Raw genomic sequence first — 17,358 nt, 5'->3', positions numbered from 1 at the left:
AGAAGGAATCTCCTCCATGTTCATGTCTCAGCATCGTCGGCGCCAGGGAGTCCTGGCCCTCCTTCCTCTCACCCTTTGTCTCGGGCTCGCGTGTGGCCCCGTGCAGGAGGCGGGTGAAGCGCCCGTCGAACCCGCCACCGAGGCCCAGTCGCAGCCGTTGGCCGCGCCGGGCTTCGCGGAGCTGCACCACCACATGTTCGCGGAGGAGGCGTTCGGCGGCGGGTGGTTCCACGGCAGCCACACCGGCTCGCTGACGAGCTGTGACGGCGGCCTGCCGGAGAGCGACCACGCGCGGGTGCGCATGGACCTGAGCAACCTGCTCAACCTCTGCCCCGGGGTGGACCTGAGCGGCAACCCGCTGCTCGCGGCGCTCTTCGGGATTGGCGGCGCGGTGGGCTCGGAGTTCATCGGTAAAATCGAGGGCACCGAGGGCGACACGGGCATCCACCTGGGGCGCATGTCGGTCAACACGCAGTGGCCGCGCTGGGACACCATCGCGCATCAGCAGGCGTGGGAAGGGTGGCTGCGGCAGGCGCACCAGGGCGGCATGTCCCTGGTCATGGTGTCGCTGGTCAGCAACGAGTTCCTCTGCAAGGCGCTGCCGTACCAGAACATCTCCCGGCCCTGTGACGAGATGGTGGACGTGGAGCTGCAGCTCCAGATGGCTCGCGCCTTCGACGCGCGCACCGACTGGGCGGAGATCGCGCTGACGCCGTCGCACGCGCGCAACATCATCGCCGCGGGCAAGCTGGCCATCGTGCTCTCCATCGAGACGAGCAAGCTGTTCGGTACCAAGGACTGGCGCGCGGAGCTGGACCGCTTCCACGCCCTGGGCGTCCGCTCGCTCCAGCCGGTGCACCAGTTGGACAACCGCTTCGGCGGAGCGGCGCTGCACAACGCCATCTTCCAGGCCGCGCAGTTCACGGAGAACTGCCACATCGACACCGACTGCGGCGTGACGACGGACACGATGACGCTGGGCTTCGACGTGTACCGCGACGCGGCCGGCAACTGCCGCAACACCAAGGGTCTCACCGCCGACGGCAAGGCGCTGCTCCAGACGATGATGGGCAAGGGCATGCTCATCGACGTGGCCCACCTGTCGGAGAAGGGCCTCCATGACGCCTTCGCCGTCGCGCAGACGAACACCTACTACCCGCTGGTCATCTCCCACGGCCACTTCCGCGAGGTGATGAACCCGAAGCTCGCCGACAACGAGAAGACGACGCCCGCGTGGGTGGTGCGCTACCTGCGGCAGACCGGTGGCATCTTCGGCCTGCGCACCGCGCATGACGAGACGCGCGAGTACTCGCGCTCCGGCGTCGCCAACAACTGCCACGGCTCCACGCGCTCGCTGGCGCAGGCCGTCGAGTTCGGTCGCCAGGGCCTCAAGGTCCCCATGGCCTTCGGCGCGGACCTCAACGGCTTCATCCAGCAGACGCGTCCGCGCTTCGGCAACAACGGCGCGTGCTCCGCGACGTTCCAGGCGGAGGCGGATGCGCACCTGCGTCAGCAGAACGCCTCCGGGCCCGCGCGCCTGGGCACGGGCTTCGACGAGTTCGGCCTCGCGCACGTGGGCTACCTGCCCGACCTCCTGAAGGACCTGGGCCGCGTGGGCGCCAACACCACGGGCCTGTCCGGCTCGGCGGAGACCTTCCTCAAGGTGTGGGAGCGCGCGTCCAATCCGCGCACGGGCATGGCGGACGCGGCGGCGGACATCGACACCACGGGTGTGGCCACCTACGTGGACAAGGGCACGCGCGAGGCCGCGTACCCGGTGATCTGCGGCGAGCACTACGCGCCGGACTCCAAGGCGGTGGGCGAGTCCTGCCGCTTCAAGGAGGAGTGCATCAGCGACGCGTGCAGCGCGTCCGGCTGCAACAGCACGGGCACCTGCATCTGCGACCAGGAGACCGACTGCGCGAGCAACCAGTACTGCGGTTGGGGGCTCAACACCGGCAAGTGCCAGCCGAAGAAGGCCAAGGGGGCGACCTGCCTGTATGGCAAGGAGTGCCTGTCGAATAGCTGCCGTTGGACGCTGACCTGCGGCTGAGCCGGGAGGCCGGGGTGCGCATCGCCGTTGCGCGGCGCACCCCGGGGGCGTAGGGAGTCGACACTCCCATGTCCGCATTCGCCAAGCTGCTCGAAGCCGTTCGGAAGGAAGCCCGCCCCGGTCTCTGGTCCAAGGGCGTGGGTCTCGCCCGTGACGGGGCCGTGGTCCTCCAGTCGAAGACGGACAGTGAGCTGGAGCTGAGGGTCCGCTCGGCGGGGCGCCCGGTCCCCTTCACGGTGGCCCTCTATCCCGCCGACGACGCCTGGGAGTGCGACTGCCCCAGCCTCGTGGACCCGTGTGAGCACGTCGTCGCGGCGGCCATCTCGCTCCAGCAGGCGGAGCGGGAGGACGCGCCCATGCAGACGGCGGCGACCCGCTGGTCTCGCATCGTCTATCACTTCACTCGCACGGGGGACGGCCTCCAGCTCAAGCGCACGCTGGCCCACGCGGACGGCAAGGAAGAGGCGCTGGAGGGCAGCCTCACCTCGTACATCGCCAAGCCCGCGCAGGCCGCGAAGCTCCAACTGGAGCAGGCGGACCTGCTCGCCGACCGCATCCTGGAGCAGCGGCGCACGCGCGGCACGCTCAACCCGGAGACGCTCGACGCGCTGCTCAAGGTGCTGGTGCAGGCACGCAACGTCCTGTTGGACGGCCGCCCCGTCGCCATCCCCGACGAGGTGGTGGTGCCCCGGGCGCTCGTCGAGGAGCGCGGCGGGCAGCTGGTGGTGACGGTGGCGCGCGACTCGCGCGTGTCGGAGGTGGTGAGCCCCGGCGTGGCCCGCGTGGGAGACGCGCTGGCCCGGATGGGGGAGACGGGCATGACGGGACCGTGGCTGCAGAACCTCCCCATTGTCCGCACGTACAGCGCCGAGAACCTCGGGGAGCTGACGTCGAAGGTGTTGCCGGAGCTGGGCCGCCGGATGCCGGTGGAGGTGCGCACGAAGCGTGTGCCGTCCATCGACCGCGAGCTCAAGCCGCGCATCCTCCTGGAGCTGAACCAGCTCGAGTCTGGCCTGTCCGTGCTGCCCACGCTCGTCTACGGCGCGCCGCCGACGGTGCGAATCGACAACGGGAAGATGGTGTACCTGCGCGGCGCGGTGCCGCTGCGCGACGAGGCGGTGGAGCAGCGGCTCATCCACGACTTGCGCGAGGAGCTGAACCTGGTGCCCGGCCGTCGGGTGACGGTGCAGGGCCCGGAGATGGTGCGCTGGGCGGACCGGCTGCGGCGGTGGGGCGGAGACCTGGCGGGCGACGGCGCTTCGGTGGTGAGCCCCGACGTGAAGCTGCGCCCGTCGCTCACGGTGGAGTCCGCGGGCAACGGGGCGGGCATTCCCGACGTGCGCTTCACGCTCGAGTTCCAGGTGGAGGGCGGCAAGGGTGGTGAGGCCCGCTCGGTGGACGCGGCGGCCGTCGTCAGGGCGTGGCAGGAGGGGCTGGGGTTGGTGCCGCTGGTGGGTGGAGGCTGGGCGCCGCTGCCGCGCGCGTGGCTGGAGAAGAATGGCCAGCGCGTCGCGGACCTGCTCGCCGCGCGCCAGTCGGACGGACGCGTCGCCAACCACGCGCTGCCGCAGCTCTCCACGCTGTGCGAGACGCTGGAGCAGCCGCCTCCTCCGGGGCTGGACAAGCTGGCGCCGCTCGTCGAGGGCTTCGAGAAGCTGCCGCCGCCTGTGCTGCCCGAGGACCTCAACGCGTCCTTGCGCCACTACCAGCAGACGGGCGTGAGCTGGCTGGGCTTCCTCAAGAGCGCGGGGCTGGGTGGCATCCTCGCGGACGACATGGGCCTTGGAAAGACGCTGCAGACCATCTGCGTCCTGGGGCCGCGCTCGCTCGTCGTCTGCCCCACCAGCGTGCTGCCCAACTGGGTGGCGGAGTTGAAGCGCTTCCGTCCGTCGCTGAGCGTCTGCGTCTACCACGGCCCGGGCCGTGAGCTGGACCCGGCGGCCGACGTGACGCTCACCACGTACTCGATTCTGCGATTGGACGCGGCGGCGCTGGGCTCCAAGGAATGGGCGGCCCTGGTGCTGGACGAGGCGCAGGCCATCAAGAACCCGGAGAGCCAGGTGGCGCGCTCCGCGTTTGGCCTCAAGTCCAACTTCCGGTTGGCGCTCAGCGGCACGCCGATGGAGAACCGGCTGGACGAGCTGTGGAGCTTGATGCACTTCACCAACCCGGGCCTGCTCGGGGGCCGACGGCAGTTCGAGGAGAAGGTGTCGCGCCCCATCTCCGAGGGCAACGCGGCGGCATCCTCCGACCTGCGCCGCCGCATCCGTCCCTTTGTGCTGCGCAGGCTCAAGCGCGACGTGGCGCCGGAGCTGCCGCCGCGCATCGAGTCGGTGATGCACGTGTCGCTGGATGAGCGCGAGCGCTCCATCTACGACTCGGTGATGGCGGCCACGCGCAAGGAAGTGGTCGCCCTGTTGAACGAGGGTGGCAGCGTGCTCAAGGCGCTGGAGGCGCTCCTGCGGCTGCGGCAGGCGGCGTGTCACCCCGCGCTCGTCCCCGGGCAGAAGGCGACCTCGTCGTCGAAGGTGGAGACGCTGGTGGACGCGCTCGACACCGCGGTGTCGGAGGGACACAAGGCGCTCGTGTTCTCCCAGTGGACGTCGCTGTTGGACCTCATCGAGCCGGCGCTGAAGCAGGCGGGCATCGCGTTCGACCGGCTGGATGGCACCACGGTGAACCGCGGCGAGGTCACCTCGCGCTTCCAGTCCGAGGACGGGCCGCCGGTGCTGCTGATGTCGCTGAAGGCGGGCGGCACGGGCTTGAACCTCACGGCGGCGGACCACGTCTTCCTGGTGGACCCGTGGTGGAACCCGGCCGTGGAGGCGCAGGCGGCGGACCGCGCGCACCGCATAGGCCAGGAGCGGCCCGTCAACGTCTACCGCCTGGTGTCCCAGGGCACCGTCGAGGAGCGCATCCTCGGGCTCCAGGACAAGAAGCGCGCGCTGATGGAAGCGGCCTTGAGTGAGGCGGGCGGCGCCGCGGCCATCACCCGTGAAGACCTGCTGGAGTTGTTCTCGTGAAGTGGCTTCGACTGACCACCGTGGGAGTTCTCCTGATGATGTCCCTGGATGCCGAGGCGAAGAAGTCGGACGCGGCCACCACGCTGCGCTCCCTCATCGAGCAGGATTGGCAGTACCAACTGGAGCACAGCCCGACGTACGCGTCGGTGCAGGGGGACCGTCGATGGAATGGGCGCTGGGATGACCTGAGCCTCGCGGCCATCCAGGCGGACCACCAGCACTCGCGCCAGGTGCTGGAGAAGCTGAAGAAGGTGGAGCGCGCGAAGCTGTCCGAGGAGGACCAGCTCAACCTGGACCTGTTCCGCAAAGAGCACGAGACGTGGGTGGAGGAGCACCGCTTCGGCTGGTACCTGCTGCCCACGAATCAGATGGGGAGCATCCCCGAGGGAATCAAGCAGCCTCCGGGCGTGCAGACGGCCTACCAGCTCGCGGACACGCTGCGCTTCGAGACGGTGAAGGACTACGAGGACTGGCTCGTCCGGCTCCAGGGCTTCGGCACCTATGTGGACCAGGTGGTGGCGCTGATGCGCGAGGGCCTGCGCCAGAAGAAGGTGCATCCGCGCGTCATCCTCCAGCGCATCCCGCCGCAAGTAGAGCGGCAGCTGGTGGAGGACCCGACGAAGAGCGGCTTCTACAGCCCCTTCCTGCGCTTCCCGGAGAAGCTCCCCGCCGCCGAGCAGCAGCGCCTCGCGGAGGCGGGCCGCAAGGCCGTTCGCGAGGGCGTGGTGCCCGCGCTGCGACGCTTCCACCAGTTCCTCACCGCCGAGTACATCCCGGGCGCGCCCGAGGCCGTGGGCGTCGGGCAGTGGCAGGACGGCGTGGAGATGTATGGCTTCTTCGCGCGCAAGTACACGACCACCACGCTGACGCCGGAGCAGATCCACACCCAGGGCCTGGCGGAGGTGAAGCGCATCCGTGGGGAGATGGAGGCCATCATGAAGAAGACAGGCTTCCAGGGCTCGCTCGCGGAGTTCTTCCACTTCCTGCGCACGGACCCGCGCTTCTACGCCCGCACCGGTGACGAGCTGCTGATGCGCTACCGGGCCCTGTCCAAGCAGATCGACCCGCTGCTGGTGCGCCTGTTCAAGACGCTGCCGCGCCAGCCCTACGCGGTGGAGGCGACGCCCGAGGCGATGGCTCCCGATGTGACGACGGGCTTCTACTACCCGGCGGCCTCGGACGGCTCGCGTCCCGGCACGTACCTGGTGAACCTCTACCGCCCGGAGACGCGCCCGCGCTGGGAGATGGTTCCCCTCACGCTGCACGAGGCGGTGCCCGGACATCACCTCCAGTCGGCCCTGGCCACCGAGCAGACGGGGCTGCCGGAGTTCCGTCGCTACGGCTACTACGTGGCCTATGGCGAGGGCTGGGCGCTGTACTGCGAGACGCTGGGAGACGAGCTGGGTCTCTACGCGGACCCCTATGACAAGTTCGGCCAGCTCTCGTACGACATGTGGCGCGCCGTCCGCCTCGTCGTGGACACCGGCATGCACGTGAAGCAGTGGACGCGCCAGCAGGCGCTCGACTTCTTCATGGAGAACGCGCCCCGCCAGGCGTTGGACATCACCAACGAGGTGGACCGCTACATCGCCTGGCCCGGACAGGCGCTCGCGTACAAGGTGGGGCAGCTCAAGATTCAGGAGCTGCGCACGCGCGCCGAGAAGACGCTGGGCTCGCGCTTCGACGTGCGTGAGTTCCACGACGTGGTGCTGCTCGGGGGCTCGCTGCCGCTGGACGTGCTCGAGCGCAAGGTCGACGCGTGGGTGGCGGGACAGCAGCCTCCCTCGGGCAAGAAGGGGGCTTCGTCCCACGCACCGGCGCCGTAGCTACTTGCCGCGCTTCACCGTGGCTCGCACCAGTTGTTTGAGGGCGCGGTGGGCGCGCGGGCCACCGGCCTTGATGAGGCGGTCATTCAGGTCGTCCACCAGCCGGTGGCGAAGGGGAGGCTCGGTGGTGAGCAGGGCCTCGTAGCTGGCCCGCAGCTCCTCCTCCCGCTCCGCGAAGGCGCGCAGCTCCTGCTCACGCGCGGCGAGCTGCTCCCGCAGGGCGAACAGCTCCTCCCGCTCCTGGTCTCGAACGGCGAGCCGCGCGCGCAGGGTGGTCAGCTCCAACTGCTCCGCCTCCCACCGCGTGCGCTGTGACTCCAGCTCTCGCAGCCGGGCCTCCGTGGCCTCGCTGTTCACGAGCAGGGCCTGGTGACGTGCCTCCGCGTCCCGCGCGGCGGCCTGAGCCGCCTGGGCGCCCTCGTCCCGCTGGTGATGCGCCTGCCGCAGCTCCTGGCGGAGGTCTTCCATCCACAGGGACGCGCGAGCCACCCAGCTCGCGTCCTGGGGAGGCTGCTCCAGGCTGACGGCCAGTTGCTCCAGCCACGCGCGTCGCAGCGCCCGCTGACCCTCGATGTACTCGGTGCCTCGCGCGAGGCCCTGGCTCCAGTCGCCCGTGAGGAACTCCTCCAGCGAGTTGTCCGTCTCGGCGAGGCCCGCCTTCTTCTGACGGTAGTAGTCATTGAAGGCGAACAAGTGGGTCGGCACGCCGGAGACCTTGCCCAGCAAGGTGACATGGTAGGACGAGGCGACCAGCACCTCGCTCTGTCGAATCTGCTCCACGGCCTGGGACAACCGTCCCAGGAAGAGCAGGCCCACCAGGTCGATGACGTCCGCCCGGGGAAAGTGCTCCGGAAAGGCCGTCTTGCGCATGGCCGCGACGCTGTCCTCCACCACGGGCCGCTCGTCGATGTACGCGTTGAGGACGAGGGGCGCGGCGCTCTCTCCGAACCGCTCGCGCAAGGACTGGAGCTGCCCGTTCATCACCGTGCTCGGAGTGGGCATCGCCTCCGGGTCCTCGCCCACGTTGGTGTAGACATACGTGGAGAGGTTCATGTGCAGCGCGAAGCGGCCGGGGACAGGCGCCCGTGGCCCCGCGCGTGAGGCCTCCTCGGCCGCGCGGTCCAGCTCCTCCAGCGCATCGTCACCGGACAGCCGCGCCTCCAGTCCGCAAGCAGCCAGGGCCTCGGTGGACTCGGGGTCCCGGCACCCGACGAGCGCGGGCTGCCACTGCCGCGCGTGCGCCGCGACGCGGCCCGCGAACTCCTGCCCCACCTGGAGCCCGGACAGGACGTAGTGGACCGGGAGCCAGGTGCGCAGGACGGTCTCGATGAGCTCCAGCATCGAGTCTCCCCAGCGTCCGTTGAAGTACCCGCCGCCATAGACGTGCAGGTGGGCGGAACCTCGCAACAGGAGCGGGGACACGGGCTCCAGCCCCAGCCCCTTCGCCGTGCGGTCCGCCTCCTCCCAGGGCGAGGCCGAGAAGAAGACGAAGTCCTCCGTCCCGAGCACACCGGGAAGCTGTCGCAGGGCCTGCGGGTCCGCCACCCTGCTCAGCTCATGCAAGGAGGCGACGACCGACGACTCCCGGCGCGCGCGGTGCCAGCGCACGACGCCTTGGAGCATGAGGATGTCTCCAAAGTTCCAGTAACCGTTGAATCCTCCAACGAGGAGGACCTTCGGCAGCTCGGGGGTGTTGAGCTTCTTCAGGGTGGTGGGCGTCGCGAAGAAGGAGAAGCGCATCCTTTTTCTTAACCACGGACGTCACAACGCCGTCACCTGCAACCGACGTCAAGGGATGTGACAGTGCACGGTTTCACAGTGCCCCGAGGCTCGGTTGGCTCCTGTCTCACTCGCACCTCCGAGCACACTTCACGCTTGGAGCTCGGCTCATCGCCCCGATTTCCTGGCGGGCGCCTGCTTGGGCGCGGGTGTGAGCCGCCCGTGTTTCTTCAGGGCCTTCACCAGCCCGTCATGGGGCAGGCCGGAGACGCGGACATTGTCTGCGCCCGTCATGGTGTCGGAGGCGAGCATCGCGTTGAGGATGGCCTCCTGCGTGGCCTGCACGGTGGCCTCGAAGAGAGGATTGAGTCTGTCATTGCCGAGCACTGAGATAGGGGCGACATGGGCCTCCGTCGGCGGCTTCACGTGCTGGGTGGAGAACGCGAGGAAGATGTCTCCCGAGTAGTTCTCACCCAGTCCGCCCATCTTCGCGATGCCGAGCGGCACGCGCCGCGCGAGCCGTCCGAGCTGGTGGGGCAGCAGGGGCGCATCCGTCGCGACGACGACGATGATGGAGCCCGCGCCCTCGAAGGGATTGGGCGCGGCGGGGCGGGGGCCGGTGCCGCCACAGGACGACAGGCCGTGCATCATGGGGCTGCCGGGCTTCTGCGTGCCGACGTAGCAGGGCTTGTTCTCCGTCAGCTCCTCGCCCACGGGGACGCCCTCGACGGAGAAGAGGCGGCGCGAGCCGTAGTTGCACTGCACCAGCACGCCCAGGGTGTAGCCGCCCGCGGAGTCCGGCAGCTTGCGTGAAGCGGTGCCGATGCCGCCCTTGAAGCCGTGGCACACCATGCCGGTGCCTCCGCCGACGGAGCCCTCCGCCATGGGACCCGGGCGCGCCGAGTCGAGCGCCTGGAGCGCGTGCGACGGCTTGACGTGGAAGCCGTAGATGTCGTTCAGCATCCCGTCCCACGTCTCCGCGACGACGGGCAGGCCCAGGTCCCACGCCAGGTTCTTGTCGAATGCCCAGGAGATGACGGCCTCTCGCACCGCGCCGATGTCGTTGGTGTTGGTGATCATCACCGGGCCATTGAGCTCACCGGACTCCTGAATCCAGTGGGTGCCCGTCATCTCGCCGTTGCCGTTGAGCGCGTAGGAGGCGGCGAACACCGGCTCGGCGACGCCGTCCTTGCCTCGGGGCAGCACCGCCGTGACGCCGGTGCGCACGGGGCCCTTGCCCTTCTCGATGCGGCCCTCGCCGGAGATGAGCGTCGTGTGGCCCACCTCCACGCCGGGCACGTCGGTGATGGCGTCGAGCGGACCGGACTGGCCACCGAAGGTGATGCCCAGGTTCCTGGCGCGAGCCCGGGGGCGCTCGGTCTGGGCGGAGCCGAGCGAGGGAGTCATCAACAGACAGAGCAGCACGGAGGGGAGCAGCAGTCGCCAGCGGTTGCGCATGCTCCGCTTCCTACTCCTCCCCGCACCCGCCGTGTAGCGCGGAGGCGAGGGCGCTCGCGGATTCCCGAGCCCTTCGCGGTGCGTCAGAACGCGGTGTCGTCCGCGCCCGGCCCGGGGGAGGAAGGGAGTCCGGAGGGCAGCGTGTCGTGATGCACGGACGTGCCATTCGGGTTGGCGCCAGGCAGCGAGGTGGTGGTGACGGTGAAGGACGTCAGGACGATGAGCTGGGAGGCATAGATGGCCTGCCTTCCGTTGGCGTCCGTCGCCGAGACGACGAAGCTGAACTCGCCCGCCTGGGTGAGCGTCCCCTGGAGGAGTCCCTGCGCGGACAGCGTCAGCCCTGGCGGCAGGTCGCCCACGGGCGCGAAGGTGAAGGGGGCCTTGCCGCCGGAGACGGTCAGCGTCAGCGAGAGGCTCTCTCCGACTTGATGGGTGGGGAACTGGAACGGTCCGATGCGCGGAGGCTCGTAGACGGTGAGCGAGAGGTCCGCGGTGTCGCTCTCACCCGAGGCGTCCCGCACGCGCACTGTGAAGGTCGCCGTCCCCGCGGTGGTGGGCGTCCCGCCGATGGTTCCGTTGGCGTTGAGCGAGAGGCCCGCGGGCAGCACTCCCTCGGTGCGGTCCCAGGTCAGGGGCGCCAGTCCACCGGAGGCCGACAGGACGAGTGAGTACGGATTGCCGGTGTAGGTGTCCGCCAGCGTCTCCGTGAGGATGGTCGGAGGCGTGGCGGGGCCGGCGTCCGTGTCGGGACCCGCGTCCGGGGTGAAGCCACCATCCAGGTCGGGACCGCTGTCCGGGGTGAAGCCACCATCCGTGTCGGAGCCCGCGTCCGTGTCGGGGCCACTGTCGGGAGTGGAGCCCGCGTCCGTGTCGGGGCCGCTGTCGGAGTCACCGGCTCCGGCATCCGTCCGGACTCCGCTGTCCACCGGCCCGGGGATGGGGTCGGAGTCGGAGCAGGCGGTGAACAGGAAGAGGACGAGCAGCGGCGCGAGTGCGCGATGCGACAACATGAAGGACTCCAAAGCGAGGAGCGAAGTGCGCGGGGAGCAGCGAATCCTAGCGCAGGCTCCTGGTGGGCACTCGGGTGGGGTGAAGGAGGGGCGTCAGGTCCGTTTCGGGCTCGGCGTCCGAGGCCTCGATACCGGCCCCCCGGCGCACGGTTCCTGGAGCTGGCCCCTCGGCTCCCTGCGCGAAAGAACAGCGATGACCGACCGTGAGTTGACGCATCTCGAGGTGCCGTGTTTCGTCGATTTCGCGGAGGCCCTCTCGGGGCGCGAGTTGATGGCCCAGGGCGTGGGACCCGACTTCGACCTGTGGCTCCTGGCCCTGGAAGGAGAGCGGGACGACCGGGCGCAAGCCGCGCCGGACCTCCCTTCCTTCGCGAAGTCGCTGGCGGACGAGCCCCAGACCTACGAAGTCCTCCGCTTCTCCGAGCCGGGTGCTCCACCCAGGTGCGCCCGCTTGCCGCCCGACCGACGCAACTTCCATTTCGTGCAGCCGCTCCCGGACGGTGAGCTGCTGCTGGTGGGCGGACGCTGCAGGTATCTCGACAAGGACGCGCATGAACGCAACGCGGTCGTCTATTCCCGCGACGGGCGCGTGGCTCGCGAGCTGACCCTCGGTGACGGCATCCAGGACGTGCAGGCCACCGCCGACGGGCGCCTGTGGGTGAGCTATCTCGACGAAGGCGTGCTCGGCAACCGGGGGTGGGGTCGCGGGGATATCGACAGCGAGCCGATTGGCCGAAGCGGGCTGGTCCTCTTCGATGCGACAGGCCAGCGCCTGAGTGAATACGACGCGAGGGCCGTGGGCACCGACATCATCGTCGACTGCTATGCGCTCAACGTCGCCTCGAATGACGAGATGTGGCTGTACTTCTACACGGACTTTCCCCTGGTCCGCCTGCGCGAGGGGGGACGTCCCGCCGTCTGGAAGACTCCTGTCACCGGCGCCAGCGCGCTCGCCGTGGGGGCGACGCACGTGCTGTTCGGTGGCTCCTATTCGGCGCGCTCCACCTTCGAGCTGTTCGCCCTGCACGGCGGTGGCAAGGAAGCGCTCGTCTCGGCGGGCACCTTCGTCTTCGTGGACCCGGAGGGGACGCGGTGGCAGCCCACGTGGATGTGCGGGCGCGGCCCCTGGCTCTATGGCGGCGAAGGCACGCGCGCTTTTCGTATCGACCTCGACACCCTCGTGGCAGCGACACGGGTCTGGCACTGAATGCTCCTGACACTCTCGACGACACACTCCCCCGCGACGGACCTGGGCTACCTGCTGCACAAGAGCCCGCACAAGCCCCAGTCCTTCGACGTGTCCTTCGGTCAGGCACACGTCTTCTATCCGGAGGCCACCGCTCAACGCTGCATGGCCGCGCTCCTGCTGGAGGTGGACCCGGTGGCGCTGGTCCGGGACCGACAAAAGTCCTCGGGTGAGGGCCGCTCCCTGGAGCAGTACGTCAATGACCGCCCCTATGCGGCCTCGTCGTTCTTGAGCGTGGCCCTGTCTCGTGTCTTAGGCGCGGCGCTCTCCGGTCGCAGCCGCGAGCGCCCCGAGCTCGCCGCGCGTCCGCTGCCGCTCACGGCGCGCCTGTCCGTCCTGCCGTGTCGCGGAGGCGAGGGCTTCCTGCGGCGCCTCTTCGAGCCGCTCGGCTACACCGTCACGGCGACCCGCCACGCGCTGGACGCGACGGTGCCGGAGTGGGGCGACAGCCGCTACTTCACCGTGACGCTCGAGGCGACCACTCCGCTGGGCGACCTGCTCAGCCACCTGTACGTGCTCGTGCCCGTGCTGGATGACGACAAGCACTACTGGGTGACGGAGGACGAAATCGACAAGCTGCTGCGCCACGGCGAGGGCTGGCTGGCCACGCATCCGGAGCGCGAGGTCATCACCCGGCGCTACCTGCGCCACCAGCGGAGCCTCGCTCGCGAGGCCATGGCGCGGCTGTCGGAGGTCGACGAGGCCTTGGAGCCCGAGGAGGCGCAGCCCGCGCGCGACGAAGGCGAGGCGACGCTGGAGCGGAAGGTGAGCCTGGACGAGCAGCGGCGCGAGGCGGTCCTCGCGGTGCTCGTCGAGCACGGGGCCACGTCGGTGGTGGACGTGGGGTGCGGTGAGGGCAAGCTGCTCCGAGCGCTCCTCCAGGAGCGGCGCTTCACGCGCATCACCGGCATGGATGTCTCCATCCGGGCGCTGGAGATCGCCAGCGAGCGCTTGAAGCTGGAGCGGCTCCCCGACTTCCAGCGGCAGCGCATCCAGTTGCTGCACGGCTCGCTGCTGTACCGCGACGCACGACTGGCGGGATACGACGCGGCGACAGTGGTGGAGGTCGTCGAGCACCTGGACCTGCCCCGGCTGGCCGCGTTCGAGCGGGTGCTGTTCGAGTGGGCCCGTCCGGCCGTCGTCGTCGTGACGACGCCCAATGCCGAATACAACGTGCGCTTCGAGGGCCTGGCTCCGGGGAGCTTCCGGCACAAGGACCACCGCTTCGAGTGGACGCGCGCACAGTTCGAGTCTTGGGCTCGAACGCAGGCCGAGCGCTTCGGCTACGGCGTGCGGTTCGTCCCGGTGGGCGTGGTGGATGCGGAGGTCGGCGCGCCGACCCAGATGGCGGTGTTCTCACGATGAAGCTCTCCATTCCCGAGCTGTCCCTGGTCCTGCTCGTCGGCCCCTCGGGCGCCGGCAAGTCCACCTTCGCGCGTGCCCACTTCCGGCCCACGGAGGTCCTCTCGTCCGACACCTGCCGCGGCCTCGTCGGAGATGACGAGAACGACCAGGACGCGACCCGCGACGCCTTCGACGTGCTGCGGTTCATCGCCGCGAAGCGCCTGGCGCGAGGCCGACTGACGGTCATCGACGCGACGAACACACAGCCCGAGTCCCGCAAGCCGCTGGTGGCGCTGGCGCGTGAGTTCCATGTCCTGCCCGTGGCCATCGTCCTGGATGTCCCGGAGGCGGTGTGTCACGCGCGCAACCAGCTCCGCCCGGAGCGTCAGTTCGGCGTGCGCGTGGTGCGCAGCCAGCTTCAGCAGCTGCGCGGCTCGCTGAGGAGCCTGGAGCGCGAGGGCTTCCGGCATGTCCACATCCTGAAGCCGGAGCAACTGGAGGCACTGGAGCTGGAGCGCCAGCCGCTGTGGAACAACCGCAAGCATGAGCCGGGGCCCTTCGACATCATCGGCGACCTCCACGGCTGCCTGGATGAGCTGCTGCTCCTGCTGACGCGGCTGGGGTACGCGGTGACGGGCCGCGCGGACGGCACGCCGGGCTTCGACGTGCGTCCTCCCGAGGGGCGCAAGGCATTGTTCCTCGGGGACCTGGTGGACCGGGGGCCCGGCGTCGCGGGAGTGCTCCGACTGGTGATGGGGATGGTGGAGGCGGGCACCGCGCTGTGCGTGCCGGGCAACCACGAGGTCAAGCTGATGCGCAAGCTGCGTGGCGGCGACGTCAAGGTGTCGCATGGGCTGGCGCAGTCGCTGGAGCAACTGGAGCGCGAGCCGCCCGAATTCAGTGCCCAGGTGGTGAAGTTCATCGACGCGCTGGTGTCCCACTACGTGCTGGACGGCGGGAAGCTCGTCGTCGCGCACGCGGGGCTCAAGGAGTCGATGCAGGGGCGCGGCTCGGGGAAGGTTCGCGACTTCGCGCTCTACGGCGAGACGACGGGCGAGACGGACGAGTACGGCTTTCCGGTGCGGCACGACTGGGCGTCGGAATACCGGGGAAAGGCGATGGTGGTGTACGGCCACACGCCGGTGCCCGAGGCGGAGTGGCTCAACAACACCCTGTGCGTGGACACCGGCTGCGTCTACGGCGGGAAGCTGACGGCGCTGCGCTATCCGGAGCGAGAGGTGGTCTCCGTGCCGGCCGCGCGAGTGTATTGCGAGCCGAAGAAGCCGCTCGGCGCGAGCGGGGCGCCCGTGGCGGCGCTGACCGCGCAGCAGCAGCATGACGACGTGCTCGACCTGGCGGACGTGCTGGGCAAGCGCATCGTCTCCACGCGGCTGACGCCGAACATCACGCTGAAGGAGGAGAACGCCACGGCCGCGCTGGAGGTGATGAGCCGCTTCGCGCTGCACCCGAAGTGGCTCATCTACCTGCCGCCCACGATGTCGCCGTCGGAGACGAGCCAGCGCCCCGGGTTGTTGGAGCATCCGGCCGAGGCCTTCGCCTACTACCAGCGCGAAGGCGTGGCGCAGGTGGTGTGCGAGGAGAAGCACATGGGCTCGCGCGCGGTCGTCGTGCTGTGCCGCGACGCGGACGTGGCCCGGCGGCGCTTCGGTCTCGACGGCGAGGAGCGAGGCGCCTGCTACACGCGCACCGGGCGGCGATTCTTCGTGGACGCGGCGCTGGAGGCGGCGTTCCTGGCGCGTCTCGCCGCGGCGTTCGAGGCCTCGGGCTTCTGGGCGGAGCACCAGACGGACTGGGCCTGTCTGGACTGTGAGCTGATGCCGTGGTCGTTGAAGGCCCGGGAGCTGGTGCGCGAGCAGTACGCGGCGGTGGGCGCGGCGGCCCTGGCCTCCGTGGCGGACGCGAGGGCGGTGGTGGCGCAGGCGGCGGCGCGGGGTCTGGAGGTGGCGGGGCTCGGACTCAAGCTCCAGACACGGGCGGAGAGCGTGGAGCGGTATGTCGCGGCGTACCGGCGCTATTGCTGGCCGGTGAAGTCACTCGATGACGTGAGGCTCGCGCCCTTCCACCTGCTGGCGACGGAAGGGGCGGTGCATGTGGACAAGGACCACGTGTGGCACCTGGAGGCGCTGGCGAAGGTGTGCCGCGCGGACCCGGGTTTGCTTTTGGCGACGGCCCATCGCGTGGTGTCGCTTGCCGACGCGGAGGCCGTCGAGGAGGCGACACGCTGGTGGGAGTCGCTGACGTCACGGGGTGGCGAGGGCATGGTGGTGAAGCCGCTGGCCTATGTGGCGCGAGGCAAGAAGGGGCTCCTCCAGCCGGCCATCAAGTGCCGGGGTCCGGACTACCTGCGAATCATCTACGGCCCGGAGTACACCGCGCCCGAGCACCTGGAGCGGCTGCGACAGCGCGGGGTGTCCACGAAGCGCTCACTGGCGTTGCGTGAGCTGGCGCTGGGCGTCGAGGCCCTGGAGCGCTTCGTCCGGAAGGAGCCGCTGCGGCGCGTGCACGAGTGTGTCTTCGGCGTGCTCGCGCTGGAGAGCGAACCGGTGGACCCCCGGCTGTAGGGCAGGCCGAGTCAGTGCAACCCAGGCGCTGACTCGGGCGTCATGCCGGGTCGGCTCGTCTTCATGGCCTCGCGCCGCGCGTAGTCCGCCATGCCCTCGAAGTCGACGGCGAGGCAGGACTCCTCGCCGACGACCCACGCGTCGTGTCCCGGTGGGATGATGGCCACGTCCCCAGGGCCCATCTCGCTCTGGGAGCCGTCATCCATCTTCACCATCATCCTCCCGCTGATGACGTAGAGGGAGTGGGCTACCTGGCAGCTCTCAGTGCCGGCGATGGGCTTGACGTCCTGGGACCACTTCCAGCCGGGCTCGAAGACGCCCAGCCCCACCGTGCGCCCCTCGTCGAACTGGAGAACGTCCGCATGCCCGTGCGCCGCGAACGGCCGGCGCTCATCGGGCGTCGAGAATCGCTTGATGATCAACTCGCTCATGATGTTTCCCTCCGCGAGCCAGAGGAGGGGGAGCGTCGCGCGCCCCAGACACCCCGGGCCCGCCCATGTTTCCTACTGGAAACCTAGGGACGCGCCCGGCGTGTGGCAGTGCTCAGGTCATCAGCTCCAGCGGCATGGACAACCCCGCCTCGAACCCGGGCTCCTTGCGCAGCTGGTCCAGCACGCCGCGCGTGCAGTGCAGCGTCACCAGGGGAAACAGCCCCGGCTCGCTCACCCAGCGCACCGCGCTCATCAGCTCGTGCGCCCGCAGGAAGCCCAGCACCGCGTCGCGGAACTGCTGGCTCTCCTCGCCTGCCTGCTTGTGCACCACGGCTCGACTCCGGGGCGCGGGGGCCGGTTGCCTGGCCGCCTGACGTGAGGATGGCCGGGACGCAGTGGGCTGCTCCCGGGGCATGACGATGGCTTCAATCCACATCGTGTCGCCCTCCTCGTGGCGTGGTGATTCCAGACCTGCTTGAAGATTATCGGACAAGGACGCGATCCAGTTGTGTCCCTTCCTCGTCGAACAAAAGGGTGGGGCGCCTGCACCCCCATCGCACGGGTTCGATTCGGACCGCCGCTGCCCGCCCCGTGGAGTCAGGGGACGAGGTAGGGCCTGGTTGCTCGGCTGCTCCACGAGGCGACGTCCGGCCGAGTGAGGCAGGC

At 69.7% G+C, this 17,358-nt stretch carries 11 protein-coding genes; 6 read left to right on the top strand and 5 right to left on the bottom strand.

What is annotated here, in order from left to right:
* Positions 1-22 precede the first annotated feature (22 nt).
* The 3 genes from ACN469_RS42270 (at position 23) to ACN469_RS42260 (ending at position 6,902) form a co-directional block, all read left to right on the top strand.
* A complete protein-coding gene (locus ACN469_RS42270; RefSeq protein ID WP_498777865.1) occupies positions 23-2,053 on the top strand; it encodes a membrane dipeptidase in 2,031 nt (676 codons plus the stop codon).
* Positions 2,054-2,121: 68 nt separating this feature from the next.
* Positions 2,122-5,076 carry a DEAD/DEAH box helicase gene (locus tag ACN469_RS42265; protein WP_498777863.1) on the top strand — a complete coding sequence of 985 codons (2,955 nt, stop codon included), beginning with the start codon at positions 2,122-2,124 and terminating at the stop codon, positions 5,074-5,076.
* A 38-nt stretch (positions 5,077-5,114) separates the two neighbouring features.
* The gene (locus ACN469_RS42260) at positions 5,115-6,902 is read left to right on the top strand and encodes a DUF885 domain-containing protein (protein WP_498777976.1); all 1,788 of its coding nucleotides are present in this window, start codon (positions 5,115-5,117) and stop codon (positions 6,900-6,902) included.
* Here ACN469_RS42260 and ACN469_RS42255 read toward each other — a convergent pair whose 3' ends face one another.
* From ACN469_RS42255 to ACN469_RS42245, 3 genes are all read right to left on the bottom strand, one after another.
* Complete coding sequence (locus ACN469_RS42255; protein ID WP_498777861.1) at positions 6,903-8,642, bottom strand: hypothetical protein; 1,740 nt, start codon at positions 8,640-8,642, stop codon at positions 6,903-6,905.
* 147 nt (positions 8,643-8,789) lie between these two features.
* On the bottom strand, positions 8,790-10,079 hold the full coding sequence (locus ACN469_RS42250; RefSeq protein WP_498777859.1) for a DmpA family aminopeptidase: 1,290 nt from the start codon (positions 10,077-10,079) through the stop codon (positions 8,790-8,792).
* An 83-nt stretch (positions 10,080-10,162) separates the two neighbouring features.
* The gene (locus ACN469_RS42245; RefSeq protein WP_498777858.1) at positions 10,163-11,089 is read right to left on the bottom strand and encodes a putative Ig domain-containing protein; all 927 of its coding nucleotides are present in this window, start codon (positions 11,087-11,089) and stop codon (positions 10,163-10,165) included.
* Positions 11,090-11,282: 193 nt separating this feature from the next.
* Here ACN469_RS42245 and ACN469_RS42240 point away from each other — a divergent pair, with 193 nt between their 5' ends.
* The 3 genes from ACN469_RS42240 to ACN469_RS42230 are packed head-to-tail and all read left to right on the top strand — an operon-like array spanning position 11,283 to position 16,261.
* Complete coding sequence (locus ACN469_RS42240; protein ID WP_498777856.1) at positions 11,283-12,296, top strand: YxiH-YxzG fusion protein; 1,014 nt, start codon at positions 11,283-11,285, stop codon at positions 12,294-12,296.
* Entirely contained in the window at positions 12,297-13,700 is a 1,404-nt protein-coding gene (locus tag ACN469_RS42235) for a 3' terminal RNA ribose 2'-O-methyltransferase Hen1 (protein WP_498777854.1), read from the top strand.
* Positions 13,697-16,261 (top strand): polynucleotide kinase-phosphatase, encoded by a 2,565-nt coding sequence (locus ACN469_RS42230; RefSeq protein ID WP_498777852.1) that lies wholly within the window; start codon positions 13,697-13,699, stop codon positions 16,259-16,261. Before ACN469_RS42235 ends, ACN469_RS42230 begins: the two co-directional genes overlap by 4 nt.
* An 11-nt stretch (positions 16,262-16,272) precedes the next feature.
* On the opposite strand, the gene ACN469_RS42225 is transcribed toward ACN469_RS42230, so the two are convergent.
* Together ACN469_RS42225 and ACN469_RS42220 are read right to left on the bottom strand one after the other, a co-directional pair.
* Positions 16,273-16,692, bottom strand: coding sequence for a cupin domain-containing protein (locus tag ACN469_RS42225; RefSeq protein WP_498777850.1), 420 nt, complete (start codon positions 16,690-16,692; stop codon positions 16,273-16,275).
* A gap of 112 nt (positions 16,693-16,804) precedes the next feature.
* Positions 16,805-17,107: a hypothetical protein gene (locus ACN469_RS42220; protein ID WP_498777974.1), complete on the bottom strand. Its 303-nt coding sequence runs from the start codon at positions 17,105-17,107 to the stop codon at positions 16,805-16,807.
* Between the last annotated feature and the right edge of the window lie 251 nt (positions 17,108-17,358).

Origin of the sequence: Corallococcus terminator (assembly GCF_049194865.1) — a bacterium.
GTDB lineage: Bacteria > Myxococcota > Myxococcia > Myxococcales > Myxococcaceae > Myxococcus > Myxococcus terminator_A.
The sequence above is the reverse complement of the archived record's forward strand: the minus strand, read 5'-3'. Positions and strand labels throughout refer to the sequence as shown.

What these genes read in the sequence shown, in the direction of transcription:
- ACN469_RS42255 (WP_498777861.1), bottom strand. Translation starts at nt 8,642, where the DNA reads ATGCGCTTCTCCTTCTTCGCGACGCCCACCACCCTGAAGAAGCTCAAC.
- ACN469_RS42230 (WP_498777852.1), top strand. Translation starts at nt 13,697, where the DNA reads ATGAAGCTCTCCATTCCCGAGCTGTCCCTGGTCCTGCTCGTCGGCCCC.
- ACN469_RS42245 (WP_498777858.1), bottom strand. Translation starts at nt 11,089, where the DNA reads ATGTTGTCGCATCGCGCACTCGCGCCGCTGCTCGTCCTCTTCCTGTTC.
- ACN469_RS42235 (WP_498777854.1), top strand. Translation starts at nt 12,297, where the DNA reads ATGCTCCTGACACTCTCGACGACACACTCCCCCGCGACGGACCTGGGC.
- ACN469_RS42270 (WP_498777865.1), top strand. Translation starts at nt 23, where the DNA reads ATGTCTCAGCATCGTCGGCGCCAGGGAGTCCTGGCCCTCCTTCCTCTC.
- ACN469_RS42225 (WP_498777850.1), bottom strand. Translation starts at nt 16,692, where the DNA reads ATGAGCGAGTTGATCATCAAGCGATTCTCGACGCCCGATGAGCGCCGG.
- ACN469_RS42220 (WP_498777974.1), bottom strand. Translation starts at nt 17,107, where the DNA reads ATGCCCCGGGAGCAGCCCACTGCGTCCCGGCCATCCTCACGTCAGGCG.
- ACN469_RS42250 (WP_498777859.1), bottom strand. Translation starts at nt 10,079, where the DNA reads ATGCGCAACCGCTGGCGACTGCTGCTCCCCTCCGTGCTGCTCTGTCTG.
- ACN469_RS42260 (WP_498777976.1), top strand. Translation starts at nt 5,115, where the DNA reads ATGTCCCTGGATGCCGAGGCGAAGAAGTCGGACGCGGCCACCACGCTG.
- ACN469_RS42265 (WP_498777863.1), top strand. Translation starts at nt 2,122, where the DNA reads ATGTCCGCATTCGCCAAGCTGCTCGAAGCCGTTCGGAAGGAAGCCCGC.
- ACN469_RS42240 (WP_498777856.1), top strand. Translation starts at nt 11,283, where the DNA reads ATGACCGACCGTGAGTTGACGCATCTCGAGGTGCCGTGTTTCGTCGAT.